Raw genomic sequence first — 15730 nt, forward strand, 5'->3', positions numbered from 1 at the left:
TCTGTTTGGGAATGTGCCGAACACCCTTGAGAAATTCTATTCTATTGCATGATAAGTATATCATTTCGAGTTCCACATCTACCTGCTTATTAGTTAATTGCAATCTGGGTGACTGAGTCATCAATGACTGTCCACCATGGTGAGCCATTGGAATGTACGGAAGTTTGATTCAATAAAAATCGGGTAATGGTTGTTTGAATTCTTCCATCATTCAAGAAAAGTGCGTGAAAGGAAATATCAGTCCTTTTCTTCTTGATAGCAAGTGTCAAAATGTCATTTTTATAAATAGAGGCACTTTCAAAGGGAACAACCCCATCGCCATCACCTTCGGAATCTAGTGAATCAAAGTTAAAAAAATTCTTCACTCTTCCATCAGGATTTTCCGGTTGAACAATGACTTTATTCTTAGTTTTTACTCCCATTCCCAATAGAATAAGGACCTTTTTCCTCACCTCAAGTGGAAGGTCCCTTAAATCCAGCATGGCTGGATTTTGACGGTCCCAAAAGGCTTTCATGTGATTGATTCGGCTCAAGAACATCCCCCTGTCATCATCGCCGATGTTAGATTGCCAATGATCAGGATTAAAAATATCAAAAATAGCCCCATTTTCAAATATGATCGCTTTTTGATAGGTAGGACACAACTCAAAAACGGAAGGGAACGTACGGGCAATTTTTCGGAACTCATCACTAGAATTAAACATCGGAAAGCCAATTCCACCCTCACCCATCGTTAAAGAAATTAGCGCGTGGATTGTACCTCCAAAAGGAGTTACAGCAAATATGACATGTTCAATGGAATCATAATTTCCTTGAAGGAGCTTCAAATAGCTGCTAAGCACCACTCCCCCCATACTATGGGCGATAAAATTAAACTTTTTTACAGATAGTTTCTCCTTAAGATATTCAACAAAATGAGCTAAACGTTTGGCTGTATCAAGTGAGGATTGCCTCCAATCATACCCAAAAATATAAACTGGCTGCTTGGTTTTTCGTTCAAGTACGTGAACGATTTCGCGATAGGCAACATCTTCAACTCCCCCCCGTTCGATGATTGACTTAGGATTGACCTCAAAACGGCTGTTCTGTTTTAAAAGGAGGTCGTAAATCGTTTCATACTTACTTTGGACCATTGACCAAATCGTATCGAAATTCAGTGTGTTTGTATTGAGAAGTTTGGTACCTTGAATACCTGGTATTAAAATTGTAGGTATCAACATAGATCATTCCTCCATTACTTTCAAAAATGAAACATACTGATTCTCTTCTATTTGTATGTTATTAGGGACCTATTATGATGCTAGGACAACTAATAAGGCTCAGTTAGTTAACTGTGTTGATTTTAGCTTTATGTCCATTTAGTTTCTTTTATAATAAAAATACCACTAGCGTATTAGCTAATGGTATTTTTTAACCTTTTTTCCGATCTATCATTAGGCAAAAAGAAAGCTAGCATGGAACCGACTAATGGAAGAATGGAAAGAATCATAAAAACAGTAGCAACCCCAAAAATATCTGAAATCCCCCCCATAAATACAGAACCAATTCCTCCAGCTCCCACACCGAATCCAATGGAAAGACCAGAAGCTAATCCGATATTTTCAGGTAGCATGTGTTGCATGAAAACAACGCTCACTGAAAAGGATGAAAGAACGCAAAAACCGAAAAGTAATAAATCTATAATTGAAAATACACCATGTAAATAAGGAAAAATGATGGCAAATGGCGTAGCTAGCAACATGGAGGTTACTAATAAACGTTTCATCCCTATTCTGTCTGACCAAATACCACCAAAGAAAGTACCAAGTGCTCCTGCGCCAACAAAGACAAAACTAAGTATTTCCGATTGCTGAATGGATAAGTTATGCAAATAAAAAGGTAAAAAGATGACCACTCCTATTTGGCACCATGAACGTAAAATGATCACGCAAGAAAGGATGGTTGCTCCACCTATATGGTTGCTCCCCTTTAATTCCTTTTTACGATTATGATTGGATGACTGCAATTTTTGTCCTAACCAGGGAAGTATTTGTCCAGTCAAAATAATAGAAAGAAAAGCAACAGGAATGAGCCAAAGGAGTCCATGAATTCCTGAACGTGTTACATAAATGGAAACCAATAAGGGACCAAAAGCTTGTCCAGAATTACCGCCTACTTGAAAAATGGCTTGAGCCAATCCCTTTTTAGAACCTGCAGCAAGATGAGTTCCGCGAGAAGCTTCGGGATGAAAAGCACCTGAACCAAGTCCGGAAATAGAAATAAAAAGTAAAAGCCATGGAAGAGATGGCGTAAGACCAGTTAAGGCTAATCCCATAATGGAACAAAATACTCCTGCTGAAAATAACCAAACTCTTGGTTTGCGATCTGCTAATATTCCAAAAAGTGGCTGTGAAATGGATGATGTTAAATACGACATTAAAACTATTAATGTAGACTGAGTATAATTTAAATGAAAAAAATGTTTATATAGTATCACTAAAGCTGGAACCATTCCTGTGGTCACTAAATCATTTAAAAAATGGGTGCCGGAAAAAGTAAAACAGCTCGTTTATAAAGGGGTTCTTCTTCTTGGATTATTGGTTGGGACACTGATGCCAACGTAAACATCTCCTCTTGGTGTAATAATTGAATTTGTAAAATACACAAAAAAATTTAATATCACTATTGTTAAACAATAGTGATATTAAATTAGCTAAAGGTATTTTTTTCATTTTTTCTGTTTAATTAAAATGCCTAATTGTGATTCCTAAAACGAATTGAAAAAGTAGAAACGTATTTTAAAAGATTCCGGAAACCTTTGGTACCCTGGAAACCTCTGTACATATGTTCATTTTATTTGAATTAATTATAACATCAATTGTACAGGAGGGCTAATATCAACATGGTTTTTTAACAGAGGCATCCATGTTTTTTGGTTTAATCCTTTTGATTAATAAAAAGAGTTGGATCATAATATTATAAGTATGTATAATTCAAAAAGGACCTCTATCCTTATATATTCCATAATGAACAAAATCAAGCTGCCCTCGAAGGAGGAATAGAAATTGTAATCTGTTCTTCTACTATCCAGACAATGCAATAAGAATAGCTGCCTAAATGACAGCCTAATCAGTAATTCTTGCTCTCAATAGTTTAAAAAGAATACTTCACATTCGAATTGAAGACATGAAAAAGTTATGGTGAATTCTACCCTATCATTATTTATTTTGATTTCTTAGGGATTCTCTATCAATTGATTGCGGAGGTTTTTCAAACCATCCATGATCAATTAAGAGTTTTGCACCTTCCACAGCATAGGTCCCAACTCTAAGAATATAACTTTCATAATTGACCGTTAAATCTTTTCGAAATGATGCTGCAATGGCAAGTCCAAAATCTCCAATACCAATGGCACTTTGTACATTCGTATGAAATAACATTAATTTATCAGAAAATGGTGATTCAGTACTATTTGTAATGGTAGAATCCCATGTAGAGGGATAAGAATTATCGTCTTCCTTTAGTTTTATCATAAAATCTTCAACCATTTTCTTTCCCAAGTCATATCCTTCTTTAAAGTAGTCACTAAGTTTTTTGGACTGAGCGACTTGGCTAAATCCTAAAAGAATTGTTTTCGCCACATTTGCCACTTCAATATTAATTCCTAAATGGGCAATTTCCACTCCAAGGAGCGGTCGGCGATGACCTACTAAACCACCTAGGAATTTTCTCTCTGTTACATACTCTACTTTATCAGGATAAGAAATATAAGGAGCTCGGATAAAAATTCCTTTTTCTTGCATCAGTTCTGCATTACGGTCATACAACGTATCAGTTTGATTTGAATACTGTTTGAATAAGTTACGGACATCTTTACGAGCTGAAACTGATTTAGCCAAACTGTATGAATTCAATCCCGTTCTACCCATATGAAACAAGTAACGCAGATAAGTTACATCCGAAAAAAGTTTCTTTGCTTGCAAGTTAACATCCTGGTCTCCAAATCCATTAGGGAGAGGAATACCTTCTTTTGTAAATAAATCCGATATTTGAGCCACATGGTCTAAGGAATAGCTAAGAGCAAGTTTAATAATAGGTTTAACGTCCTGATCTTCGCAAGTTTGTAAAAAATGTTTTAGAACACAAATAGACATGGTGTCACCTATATAGGTACTCCATAACATCGAAATTTCAGCAGATGTTAATTTGGGTAAGTGTTCTACCATAATTCTCCAACCCCATCACATATTTTTTTTATTATTTCCGTAAATATCGCGGGTAATGTATAAAAAGAGAAAAAGTGTTGGTAATCCAAACTCCTGATTCAAAGATTTAACTACTCTTTCCGTTAGAGCTCAATAAGAAAAAACAGAACTTGGCAGAAAAATAGCAAACGAAAAGAGTCTAACCAAATAGACTCTTTTCGTTTACTATTTAATTGTTTTCACGACCCTTTTTCTTCTCTCTGAAAATCACATCAAAATTCACATCGTACCTCAAAGCCAGATTTCTATTGAGTTGATGTAACCGAGTTCAGCTCTTCTATAATAAGATTAGAATAGGTTTGGCAATTCTGCATAACAGTATCAATGACTACTTGAGAAGAATATTCCAAGAAGTTCACCATAAAGTCCCTATTATTTGGATGCAGGAATGCTCCTGTAAATTCAACCATCAAGTCGTTTACAAGCTTGGTATGGAAAAAAAACATTTCAGCATGGAGTACTTGCTCTTCTATGCTTGAGCCTTTGTAAACTAATTCCTTAAACTTAGGCATATTTTCTGCTAAAAAATTAGAATCTTGGAATTGTCTAGGAACATTGACCATAATGGATTGAAAACTTTCCTGAGAGAAAAACTGTTCTTCTTCAATACATTGTGCTAAAAAAGAGATGGCTGTATTTGTATTTGCATATTGAAAGGTAACATTTACTAAGAGTGCCTCGAGATACTCTTCCTGTGAACTCGCATTTTCTCTTATTTGTAACAAAACCTTTTGAATCTCTTCTTGCAGCTCAACTTTATCCCAATGGGGCTGCGTAATTAAAGCGCTTAAAAAACCTGATGTATTTGTTGATAACAATTCGATAGACAATGTGTTCTTCTCCTCTACTTGGTTTATTTTTGTTGAATAGTCCCCATTATAAGTAAAACCCAAAGTTAGGCTGGTCTTCTACCACTATGTACATTTTTCAAATCAGAAATTTGGAAAACTGTGTAAAGATTATGTCAGCCTTACTACTAATTATAACTCATACATCAAATGACATAAACTTGAAATTTCTTGTCAGATTTTACAAACAAAATTGAAAAGCATCGGTGAAAAAACCAATGCTTTTTTGCCTGTTCTTAATGTTGAATAATTGGTACGAAGCCGATTTAGATAAAGTAATGGAACGAACTAAAAATAGACCGAGTGCTAAAGGAGAGTTATCAGGAAATTATTTAGCAAAAGGATTCCTCTTCTCAAATAAGTAGATATTTAGTGGTCCTTTGGGGTCATAATATTGAAGTTAGGATCTATTTTATCAAGCACGTCTAAGAATGATTGCCATTTATTTTTGTCTCCTTGGATGATAACGATTGAGTCATTGGATTGATGATTGGTGGTTACCAATTTGTAAAATCCATCTTTCCACATCGTAACTGAAACATCAGCACCACTTACAAGTTCATCCTTTAGATATCTAAATATTCCGCGCTTTATTTCTGTTGAAGCTACCTCCTTTCGATCAGGAATCACAAAGTTTATTTTATAATCGAAATCCCCAGCTAAAAGCCCATCTACTCTAATACTTAATAAATACAAAATACTTTGGAGTGGCAGTGCATCTAATACCTCTTTTGTAATGGTTGAAATGGGAATTTGTTTTATACCGAATCGCAACTCTTGAGCTCCCATTAAATATACATTTCTCCAGGGACCGGATTCTGCCATATAACCTAATTGCTCTAATGCATCTGCACATAAAAGCTTGGCTTCTATATTGTTGGGATTGAAATAAATTACCTGCTTTGTTACTTCTGCAACCCATTGATATTCACCGTTTTGAAAAGATCTTTTAGCCTTTTCAAGAACCGCAACCTCTCCCCCCATATATTCCACGTATTTCCTTGCTGAGTCCTCAGGGAGTAATTTATTCAAATCTACTGGATTTCCATTATACCAGCCCATGTATTTTTGATAGACTGCCTTTGCATTATGATTTACGGTTCCATAAAATGAACTGGTATACCATTCGTCACTTAAGCTTTTTGGGAATTGTACCATTCGTCCTACTTCTTCCAATGTATACCCTTGGTTAATCAATCGTAAGGTTTGATCATTTAGATATTGATACATATCTCTTTGTTTTTCTAAGTAATGAAGACAATTTGTATTTCCAAAACGTGCCCAATTGTGTGCTCCAAAGATACTACTCACGTCAGCTCCAAATAAATCAACTGCTTGTTGTAAATAGGATGCCCATGCAATGGGGTCCCTTACTTGTGCGCCTCTTAGTGTATATAAATTATGAAGTGTCGCTGAGCAATTTTCTGCAATACATAAAGACTTTTCACTTGGAACATAAATGTTCATTTCTGCAGGTGCTTCGGTACCCGGCGTTAGTTGAAACTGTAAGAAAACCCCATCAATGATCTTTTCAACATAGAGTACGTGATTAGGTTGTGAAATTTCTTGAACATGACGGCTTAACGTCACCGTCCCAGTAGATAAAGCTTTACCAATTCCATTATCTATGTGCCCTTTATCATCGTGCGTTAAAAGTGCCCCGAACATAAAAACACCGCGCCTATTCATTGCGACAGCTGCGGTAATATTTTCTTCAATAACGTATTTCATAAAATTTTTTGGAACATAAACCTTTAATGATTTATCTTTAGATGTTTCTAGGATGCCGTAAATTCCACCATAATGATCAGCATGAGAATGTGTAATAATGATGGCGCTTACTGGGAAATCGCCGAAATATTTCTGCATCAATTGTAATGCAGCCTTTGCAGTTTCTTTACTAGTTAAACAATCAACTACAATCCAACCGGTTTTTCCCTTAATAAAACTTATATTTGCTATGTCAAAACCTCTTATCTGATAAATATTATCCGTTATTCTATATAATCCTGATGGAAGGTTTAATTTTGCTTGTTCCCATAGCTTTGGATGAACAGTATCAGGTGTTTGTTCGGTTAATAAAAAAGCATATCTGCTTAAATCCCAAACAGGTAAAGCCGTATTTTTTCCTTCAATAACGGGAAAGGGAACATTAACCAATAGATTCTCTTTTACTAAAACTTGCTCAATTTCTAACTTTCCCCAATCAATATCATGATAAAAATCCTTATTTATCAATTGGGTTTTACTGGTTGCTGGCTTCCTAGTGTCATCAAGCCCATTAATCCTAGGGGAAAAGGGCATATAAACACCTCCATTGGGGTCAGTTATCGTATAAAATAACGGCCTAAAAGATTACCAACTAGGAAAACCAGGATCAAGATCAAACTAACCGGTAAACTCGTGAATAGCAAAGGCCAGTCCATCTGTCCAGCTTCGACTAAAAAATAATATGTAACGAGGCAGTAAGGGATCAGGAGAAACATTGACGTTATGATGCCAGGGGTGTAGCCCCTGAACATAATGGTTTGAACAATATGCATGAATGCCTGCAGCACAAATAAATTAAGAATGGCTGTAAATAAAAGAAAACCCCCACCGTTAGATGAAAAATGGGCGGTCATCACTGCAGTGAATGAGATAATCAGTAAAATCCATGTAGCCGAAATAGCAAGTTGGGCAGCGGTCGAACCTAGTTTTTCTCTCATTCTTAACGTTAGTTCGACGAAGTTCGTTTTCGAATTTTTATCTTTGTGTGCAGCCATGGAAGATTCAATGGTGATGATCTCTTCTAAGTCATGGAAAATAAAAATGATGGGAAACAACCAAATTAATAGGTTAAGATCCAAATATTGGTGGAGCGCCCCTAGCATCTATTGCTTACCCCCTTTTAGTTGGCAAGATTTCGCTTTTCCCCAAGACGACCGTCTGTTGTGGTTTGTTCATTTTATGGGACAGGATATAAAAATATGCCAAAGGTCACGCAAGAGATTTTTGAATACACAAAGCCTTAATTAACATCCTTGTGTGACTTAGCATCCAGGAGCTGTCCTCCAGCTAATTTTTGATAATGGGACAGGGAAAGCAAAGGAAAAACATATTCATAACAATGATAATTGAGATAAAAGGATCCTGCCATTCCCCTTCCTTTTGGGTAGGTCCTCGTCCAATCCTTTTCCTTTTTATCCACTAAAAAAGCAACACCGTTTTCAATTTCAGGCGTAACTCCAGTTGCAGCCGAGATGAGTGTGTCAAGGGCCCAAGCGGTATGTGTGCGGGTACTTTCGCCCAACGGCACATAACAATTTTTGATATCACTTTTACAAGATTCTCCCCAACCCCCGTCAGGATTCTGAATGTTTCGCAACCAAGATAGTGCCTTTTGAATAGCTGGATGATTCGGGGAAACTCCAACTGCAACCAATCCCGTTACAGCCGCCCATGTGCCATAAATATACACGCCCCATCGCCCCACCCAGGAACCATCTGAATTTTGATGCCGCAACAGCCATCGAATTCCACTTTTCACCATGGGATGGTGAAGATCCAAATGGGTATAGTTTCCAAAGAACTCTAAGGTCCTTCCAGTTAAATCAACCGTCGACGGATCAATCAATAAATCTTTTCCACCCTCTATCGGTAACAAATTCAACAGTTTCTTATCCACATTCTTTTCGAATGCCGCCCAACCTCCATCCTTGTTTTGCATGGAAATGAGCCAGTTTACTCCACGATCCCACGCCTGCCGGCAATCGACTTGGTTTTTGGCCAAAGTACGTATTGACCTCAGTGCAACGGTTGTATCGTCAATATCTGGGTGGATCGTGTTCATGTCCGCAAATCCCCAACCACCCGGTAACAGGTTCGGTTCATGAATGACCCAATCCCCGTATTTGAGATGCTGACGGGCGAGAATGTAATCATTTGCCTTTTGTACAGTGTTGGATGTATATGGAACTCCGGATTCTTGCAGAGCATAATTGATTAAAGTCGTATTCCAGACCGATGCCGTCGTGTACTGGCAGTGAAGTTCTCCATCAATCCGGCAGGTCATCGCTTTTAATCCTTGTACGGCACGAGTAATCACCGGATGGGTGGTTGGATACCCCCTCGCCAGTAAGGCATAAATCATGAGAGATGTCGTGCTGAAATAATTTAAATAGGTGCCGTCTGGTTCGATTCGGTCCAGCATATATTTTTCAGCACGATATAATGACAATTCGCGAAGATTTACATGGGATTTCAGACCCTTAATCCCCTGTTTAATCCATTTGGTCACCGAGCGGGCCTCTTCTGCTTGAACCTCTGTAAAAAAACGAACAGCTTTTTTTTGAAACAAATCGGATAGATTGGGCGATCGGGGCGTTCTCTTACGAAAATTCGTATTGGCGAGAATCAAAAAAGGGATAATGTTCGCTCTTCCGTACACGGAAAGGTCAAAAAGGTTGATGGGAAAGGAGTCTGGTAAAAGCATCACTTCAATATTAATGGGGAAGTGCGGCCACGCACATTGTCCTGTTATGGCCAACATGATTTTCAAAAACATATGGACTTCAGCGGCCCCTCCATTGGCCATAATAAACCGTCTGGCTGTCTGGATTTCCGGGTCTTTTCGATTCCGGTAGCCAGAATAAAGAAGGGCATAATAAGCTTCCACAGTGGATGTCAGATTTCCTTTTTCCTCGTCATGAAACAGCTTCCATGATCCATCTTCCTGCTGTTTTCCTGCAATCCGCTTCACCAATTCTTTTATGAACTCCTCATCATTTATCTCCAATGTCCGTAATAAGATGATCATACTACAGTCCATTGCGATCCCGGTTTCGAAAGGATAATGCCAGGCCCCGTCCTCTGATTGGTCCTGGACTAACTGATTAGCGATTCTGTTCATTTCCTGATATACCCGATGCCTCATATGCCCCGTCCTCCCCCCTATATTCATCTTTGTATTCATATTCCGAGAGAAATATGAATATGCATTCCATGGATGGGGATGACCGAGGCACAAGTAATGTCTTTTGATAAAGGATGATGCCGTTTTTGCTGGACTCTTTCTCAGATGTAAAAAAAGAATTAAAAAATAAGTTGAAAAAGAAATCTTCCGGCCTTCTTCCCTGTTTATCAAAAAATGATAAACACTGTATTCACTATATAAGAGAACAGACGAGGCAACTTAACCAAAACAATGTAACAAGGACGCAAGCTTATTTTCAGTTTTACCTCCAGCACCCTGAAATCCATTGGGCCCTTCTCGGACATATGGTATCGCGAAACGTAGGATGGAACATGACGGATTTAAAAGGGGAATTGCTGACAAAACTTCTGCCTGAAAGAGATCAGAAAGCTTTTTTTTCCTTTTTGGAACACGGCAGTTGGTTGATTTTTCAAGATGTGTATCCTCAATTTTTGGTTTATGACCTGAGTGTGAGGAGTAACGAAGAAATGTTCCACCTTTTACCTTTTTTTCACACTTCAACCTTCATGGAAACGATATGGCGTTATTTTTGGCACAGTAGGGATAGCTACACATTGGGGATTGCGACGGTGATAAATGAACAAAGCTATTTGGAAAAAAGATTGATTCAAAATAATCATTTCAAAAAAACCGTAACAGGTACGGTCAGCTTTAAAATGTATGATTTTTTGCGCCTCAATAACATTCTTTTCCCCTATTGTGCAGGGGAAAAAGAGGAGAAAACTTCACTTACAGGCGCCACCTCACGGTATTTCACTTCGCTCCAAGAAAGAATTTTATTTGGAAAAAAACTCTATTCCCTTCTTTTTCAGCGTGAAAATATTCTGACGGGGGTCTTGAAATGGGCGCATGAACACCCTCACACGGGCTCACGGAAAGATTATTGGCCCGATTTGTTTAATGATGTAAATGAATCTTTTCCCCGATCCCTTTATAAGCGACGGGTCAAGAATTGCGTGTTGAGAAAGGGTGCACTAAGGCTGTACAGCCCTCCTTTAAAATACGCCTGGCCAAATAATACCCATCATGAAGATGCGAAGAACGGAGATTGGTTTGAGGATTGGCGTGTTCTGGAATATATTCATGAAGAAGTCAGTTTGAATGGAGAAATTTTAGCTAATTATTGCAAAACCCTTGAAACAATTGAACTTGCGGTTATGGCGAAGGAAGCCCTACTGTTACGAGAAGAGGAATAATCATTAACGAGCGGTGGTTCTGATATTGTTCAAATAATGACCGTGTAATGTGGAATGATGAATGGAAAAAATCGACATAAAAAATCCATTTAACATCCAATATAAGTTTTGTTGCCACTCTGGTTTGTCCCTTTGTAATTAGGAAAACAGGTACAAATTCGCCCTTCAATCTTCTACAACAACAGTCCCCCAACATTTCGGTTGGGGGACTGTTACTTTTCTTGATGGGGTAAAGGCTCAGGAATCCAATTCTGCTTGATCTACCATTTCTTTCGCCGATGCTACTTCTGAAAGGGAAGAGAACATCTCCCTTTGGATGACTGCATCCTGAGCTATTGGCCGTTTCTCCCCATAGAGTTCTACATAGATTGCCTCTATTTCCTCACCTGTCAGGTCTCCCCGCTTCAGCAGCTCCATTGCAATCGCGTGGACAAATTCACTATGGTTCGTTACCAGCTTCTTAACTTTGTTCATTTCATTGTTTAATAGTTCGTTGATTTTGGGACGAAGTGCTTTTAGTCCTTCCTCATGTGAACCAACGGCAAGCCAGCTGAACAATTCTTCTCCCATCCCGACAGCCCCAAGATAGGCGCCGGCAAGCTGTGTGGCCTGTGTTAGGTCGGAGGTTACTCCGTTTAGTTTCTTCCCAAGAAACTCCTCTTCTACCGCACGTGCGGCAAGACAAACCTGAATCTCAGCCAACATCTCACTATCACTTCGGTTATACCGCTCATGAGTCGGCTTGGTGGCAGCAAGTCCAAGGGCGTCTCCCCTGCGGATGATTGTTACTTTCCAAAGCCTTTCGTGCGGCTTCAAAAGGAACTGAGCCACCGCATGTCCCGCCTCGTGGTACGCCACGTTCCGCTTTTCATCCTCGCTCATGGAACGAAGCGGCTGTTTGAGTCCCCATTCATAGGTTTCCATCGCAGCCCGGAAATCCTCGTAATTTGTAACGGATGCCCCCCGTTGATGAGCAATGACAATGGATTCATTCACAATGTGTTTGATCTGTGCAGGACTGTAGCCAATAGTATCGAGCGCCACACGTTCGGGAGTCAGCTCCGGGTCACGTGTTACTTTTTCAAGATAATACTGGAATATGTCAACACGGCCATCATAATCTGGAGCATCGACCCAGAGTTTCCGGTCAAAGCGTCCCGGCCTTAGCAAAGCTGGATCCAATACATCCGGCAGGTTGGTCGCACCGATGGTCAGAACGGCCAATCGTTCTGCCTTCTTTTTCCGCAGCCCAACAGAGCGGAGAAACTTAGCAAACCAATTGTTGTCCATGTTCGGTGGGTCCATTTGCAAGAGGAGCTCATTAAGCAGACCGGAACCGCCCATGCCCATTAATCCCCCCAATCCACCTCCAGCGCTACCTCCCCCGCGGCTCATCCCGATTGCGTCAATTTCATCAATAAAGATGATGCAGGCACCGTAAACCTTTGCTAGTTTTCGGGCCTTCTTATAAAGTCCCATTACCTTAAGATTGCCGACACCGAAAAACATATTTTGAAAGCTTGGTGCAGAGGCATAAGCAAATGGAACCTGTGCTTCGTTCGCAACTACCTGCGCAAGGTAGGATTTTCCTGTCCCTGGTGGTCCACAGAGCAATAAGCCGCGAATGGCCTCGCCCCCCATTTCCTTAAATTCTTTAACACCTTTTAATAGGGTAACGATTCGCTTAGCATTATCGACAATTTCAGGGTTCCCCCGGTAATCCTCCCAAGTCGCACCCGTTTCACCGGGCAATATCCAGTAGGTTCGTCCCCTTGCGAGAAACCAGAATAGGGCAACAAACTGAATAATCATGGCAAAAATACCTAAAAACAGCTGCAGGGCAATATTCAAAATGGTGCTCGCAACACCCGATACTTGCTGTCCGCCTGTCAGCAATACAATACCAATAATGGCAATAGCTGCGACCCAGAGGATTACTTTACGCCATTTGATCCACCGATATCTCCTCATGGTCCCACTTCCTTTATAAATTTACTTATTCTATGAAAAATAAGCCTATCTATATCTTAAATAAGTTTGTAGAGGCTGTACAACTGAAATGATTACCAACATCCAATTATTTTTCATTAATAGTATTAGTTCTATATTTATCTATCCTATTATCTGTGGGATCATTATTTTTAGTATATTAAAATGGTAATTCGTTATCTAACATAATAGAAGTATAGTTTTTTGATTTCGTTATATTTTGCTTATCCTCTTCCATTTCCTCTTTCGTAATACCAAAGGGAAACCCGTTTTCGGTATACCCTGCCACAAAATAGAACATATTATCCCATTCATCTTTTACCTGCTCTTTTTCTTGCTTCCTTTTTTCCTTCTGCTTATGTCTGCTCTCAAGTGTTCTCTTCACCTGATCCTTGTATGATTGTTCAAATTTATAACCCAGCATTTCAAGCTCGGTAATCGCACAAACCAGATCTACTCCAAACCACTTACTGTAACATTTGGCTAGATTGTTTCTATCATATTGTTCAATCCACTTTTTCGCGTTTTGAAGCCGATTTTTTTGATTATATCGTTTTCTTTTCGGCGTATTTTTTGAATTATGCTTCTGTTTTGCCATTTGATTCCTCACTGTATATCGAATTGTGTTCTGTTAAGTCATGAATTAAAATTATCTCCATCGAAATCATTCAGCCAAATGGCATATTTCTCTTTATCCTTTTCTTCCAATAGATTCAATTCTTTTTTTGCCTGAAAAATTAGGAAATTATCATCCCAACCGTTTAAGTTAAACATGGACCAAATCTTTTGGTTTTTCTTGTGAAACTCATGGATATTTTCGGTGAGTTCATAATATGGCAGACTGCCCTTCTTCCAATCCAAAAAGTCCTTATATAACGTTTCTAGTAAGTCTTCGGTTAGTTTTTGATGATATTGCTCGACAATATCTCTGTCTCTCTTTCGCTCTTCTTTAGATTTTTTGCTTTTTCCCATTTTGATTCATCCTTCTTTTCTAAATTTAGAAGATTGGGCCACATTACTTTTTTTTCCAACTCATCTATTCGTTTTTCTAATTCTTTTAATATTTCTTGATAGTTTCTCGATTATTTGTAAATATCTCAATAAATATAATAATAATAAAGTTTGGTTTAGTAAAATACGTGTACAAGACTTACACACGCACCGTCCCTGCATAAATACCTTTAAATTACAAAGCCGATAAAATTAGAGATATATCAGGAAGAAGTTTAAATCTATTATATTAACGGGTGGAATGTGGTTTGTATTTGTTATATAGGAAGATTGTAAACAGATTTACCCATATTATTTAACTACATTATTTTCCCGATGCTATGGCTCCATTATAAATCCCCTAATTGCATACATAATTTCTTTAACGGTTACCATAATACTTATAATTTTTACAAATTTGCTCTACGTTAACCTAAATAAGTACCTTTTTAAGAGTAGGGGAATTAATATGCCAGTATTGATAAGTAAAGATGAACTCAAAAATTCTATGGAATACTTTGAAAAAATTCATCAAGTACAAAGGGACTATTTAAATTATTGGAAAGAGCATACATTATGGCATAAAGACTTTTGGGTCGCGTTAGCATTAACTATTCTTCCTTGGTTGATATGGGTTTTAATTCGGAAACGTGGTTGTGAGGCAAGATTACTTTTAGCTGGAGGGTTTGGCTTAATTATTGCCACTTGGTTCGATTTTTTAGGAATTGTTTTTGGTCTCTGGCATTATTCAGGGAGATTATTACCTACCATCCCAACCTTTTTCCCCTGGGATTATTCTTTAATTCCAGTATCTCTTATGGTCAGCCTCCAATTCAAACCTCATATAAATCGCTTTTTAAAAGCAATTATTTTTTCTGCACTAACTGCTTTTATAGGTGAACCATTTTTTATGTGGCTAGGATATTACACTGAAATAAAATGGAGTGTTCTTTATTCATTCCCAATATATATTGTTATCTATTTAATTACAGATAGAATTAGTAGAGCTAAATCATTTGATGCTTTATAATTAGTCAATACTTAATATTTGTGAATGAATTCACCTATACTAACGGGGGCGTTAGCCTCCACAAACGGCGCGTTTCAATAAAAACACGCCTTTTTATATGGTTTAAACACAATTGGATAGTCGTCCCCTAATTCTTCTCTAACTTTTGCAGTAAGTATTTCTCCCCAGACATTATGATTTTTTACACGTTGATAAAAAGCTGTATCCTTCAAACAATCGCCATTTAAATCGACAACTTTTTCAAATGCTGAAACCCATCTTATTAGCTCTTTCTTTAAACCTTCAGATAACGAAAAATCATCAAGGTCAAAATTCCAGCTACATTTAGTACACCAAATAGGATCTGCAGAAAAATCAGCCTCAATTTTAAAATTATCGTGTTTACACTTTTCCCATGACATTGTTGAGTGCCCACCTTGTGTATTATAGATTTTAGAAAATTATATCATGAGATATAC

General features: G+C 38.1%; 13 protein-coding genes. 2 read left to right on the top strand and 11 right to left on the bottom strand.

What is annotated here, in order from left to right:
- Positions 1 to 89: 89 nt before the first annotated feature.
- The 7 genes from JOC76_RS14165 to shc all read right to left on the bottom strand — a co-directional run bounded on the left by JOC76_RS14165 (position 90) and on the right by shc (position 10007).
- Positions 90 to 1220 (bottom strand): lipase/acyltransferase domain-containing protein, encoded by a 1131-nt coding sequence (locus JOC76_RS14165; protein WP_205178505.1) that lies wholly within the window; start codon positions 1218 to 1220, stop codon positions 90 to 92.
- 173 nt (positions 1221 to 1393) lie between these two features.
- A complete protein-coding gene (locus JOC76_RS14170) occupies positions 1394 to 2491 on the bottom strand; it encodes an MFS transporter (RefSeq protein WP_205178507.1) in 1098 nt (365 codons plus the stop codon).
- 706 nt (positions 2492 to 3197) lie between these two features.
- Positions 3198 to 4205 carry a DUF3231 family protein gene (locus JOC76_RS14175; RefSeq protein ID WP_205178509.1) on the bottom strand — a complete coding sequence of 336 codons (1008 nt, stop codon included), beginning with the start codon at positions 4203 to 4205 and terminating at the stop codon, positions 3198 to 3200.
- Between the two features lie 284 nt (positions 4206 to 4489).
- Positions 4490 to 5074, bottom strand: a complete 585-nt coding sequence (locus JOC76_RS14180) for a hypothetical protein (RefSeq protein WP_205178511.1) — start codon at positions 5072 to 5074, stop codon at positions 4490 to 4492.
- 387 nt (positions 5075 to 5461) lie between these two features.
- The gene (locus JOC76_RS14185) at positions 5462 to 7396 is read right to left on the bottom strand and encodes an alkyl/aryl-sulfatase (RefSeq protein WP_205178513.1); all 1935 of its coding nucleotides are present in this window, start codon (positions 7394 to 7396) and stop codon (positions 5462 to 5464) included.
- 23 nt (positions 7397 to 7419) lie between these two features.
- A complete protein-coding gene (locus JOC76_RS14190; protein ID WP_205178515.1) occupies positions 7420 to 7965 on the bottom strand; it encodes an HXXEE domain-containing protein in 546 nt (181 codons plus the stop codon).
- A 137-nt stretch (positions 7966 to 8102) separates the two neighbouring features.
- On the bottom strand, positions 8103 to 10007 hold the full coding sequence (gene shc / locus JOC76_RS14195; RefSeq protein ID WP_205178516.1) for a squalene--hopene cyclase: 1905 nt from the start codon (positions 10005 to 10007) through the stop codon (positions 8103 to 8105).
- Positions 10008 to 10123: 116 nt separating this feature from the next.
- Here shc and JOC76_RS14200 point away from each other — a divergent pair, with 116 nt between their 5' ends.
- Positions 10124 to 11263 (top strand): DUF2515 family protein, encoded by a 1140-nt coding sequence (locus tag JOC76_RS14200; protein ID WP_205178517.1) that lies wholly within the window; start codon positions 10124 to 10126, stop codon positions 11261 to 11263.
- Between the two features lie 237 nt (positions 11264 to 11500).
- Here JOC76_RS14200 and JOC76_RS14205 read toward each other — a convergent pair whose 3' ends face one another.
- From JOC76_RS14205 to JOC76_RS14215, 3 genes are all read right to left on the bottom strand, one after another.
- On the bottom strand, positions 11501 to 13234 hold the full coding sequence (locus tag JOC76_RS14205; protein ID WP_205178518.1) for an AAA family ATPase: 1734 nt from the start codon (positions 13232 to 13234) through the stop codon (positions 11501 to 11503).
- 178 nt (positions 13235 to 13412) lie between these two features.
- Positions 13413 to 13850 carry a hypothetical protein gene (locus JOC76_RS14210; protein ID WP_205178519.1) on the bottom strand — a complete coding sequence of 146 codons (438 nt, stop codon included), beginning with the start codon at positions 13848 to 13850 and terminating at the stop codon, positions 13413 to 13415.
- A 38-nt stretch (positions 13851 to 13888) separates the two neighbouring features.
- Positions 13889 to 14224 carry a hypothetical protein gene (locus JOC76_RS14215; protein ID WP_205178520.1) on the bottom strand — a complete coding sequence of 112 codons (336 nt, stop codon included), beginning with the start codon at positions 14222 to 14224 and terminating at the stop codon, positions 13889 to 13891.
- A 487-nt stretch (positions 14225 to 14711) separates the two neighbouring features.
- On the opposite strand from JOC76_RS14215, the gene JOC76_RS14220 reads away from it, so the two are divergent.
- Entirely contained in the window at positions 14712 to 15272 is a 561-nt protein-coding gene (locus tag JOC76_RS14220) for a CBO0543 family protein (protein ID WP_205178521.1), read from the top strand.
- A 74-nt stretch (positions 15273 to 15346) separates the two neighbouring features.
- On the opposite strand, the gene JOC76_RS14225 is transcribed toward JOC76_RS14220, so the two are convergent.
- Positions 15347 to 15673: an immunity protein CdiI family protein gene (locus tag JOC76_RS14225; protein ID WP_205178523.1), complete on the bottom strand. Its 327-nt coding sequence runs from the start codon at positions 15671 to 15673 to the stop codon at positions 15347 to 15349.
- Positions 15674 to 15730: the final 57 nt, after the last annotated feature.

The sequence above is a fragment of the Neobacillus cucumis genome (genome assembly GCF_016908975.1).
In the GTDB taxonomy this organism is placed as follows: Bacteria; Bacillota; Bacilli; order Bacillales; family Cytobacillaceae; genus Neobacillus; species Neobacillus cucumis.

What these genes read in the sequence shown, in the direction of transcription:
- JOC76_RS14185 (WP_205178513.1), bottom strand. Translation starts at nt 7,396, where the DNA reads ATGCCCTTTTCCCCTAGGATTAATGGGCTTGATGACACTAGGAAGCCA.
- JOC76_RS14200 (WP_205178517.1), top strand. Translation starts at nt 10,124, where the DNA reads ATGCCGTTTTTGCTGGACTCTTTCTCAGATGTAAAAAAAGAATTAAAA.
- JOC76_RS14210 (WP_205178519.1), bottom strand. Translation starts at nt 13,850, where the DNA reads ATGGCAAAACAGAAGCATAATTCAAAAAATACGCCGAAAAGAAAACGA.
- JOC76_RS14205 (WP_205178518.1), bottom strand. Translation starts at nt 13,234, where the DNA reads ATGAGGAGATATCGGTGGATCAAATGGCGTAAAGTAATCCTCTGGGTC.
- shc (WP_205178516.1), bottom strand. Translation starts at nt 10,007, where the DNA reads ATGAGGCATCGGGTATATCAGGAAATGAACAGAATCGCTAATCAGTTA.
- JOC76_RS14225 (WP_205178523.1), bottom strand. Translation starts at nt 15,673, where the DNA reads ATGTCATGGGAAAAGTGTAAACACGATAATTTTAAAATTGAGGCTGAT.
- JOC76_RS14190 (WP_205178515.1), bottom strand. Translation starts at nt 7,965, where the DNA reads ATGCTAGGGGCGCTCCACCAATATTTGGATCTTAACCTATTAATTTGG.
- JOC76_RS14175 (WP_205178509.1), bottom strand. Translation starts at nt 4,205, where the DNA reads ATGGTAGAACACTTACCCAAATTAACATCTGCTGAAATTTCGATGTTA.
- JOC76_RS14215 (WP_205178520.1), bottom strand. Translation starts at nt 14,224, where the DNA reads ATGGGAAAAAGCAAAAAATCTAAAGAAGAGCGAAAGAGAGACAGAGAT.
- JOC76_RS14165 (WP_205178505.1), bottom strand. Translation starts at nt 1,220, where the DNA reads ATGTTGATACCTACAATTTTAATACCAGGTATTCAAGGTACCAAACTT.
- JOC76_RS14170 (WP_205178507.1), bottom strand. Translation starts at nt 2,491, where the DNA reads ATGGTTCCAGCTTTAGTGATACTATATAAACATTTTTTTCATTTAAAT.
- JOC76_RS14220 (WP_205178521.1), top strand. Translation starts at nt 14,712, where the DNA reads ATGCCAGTATTGATAAGTAAAGATGAACTCAAAAATTCTATGGAATAC.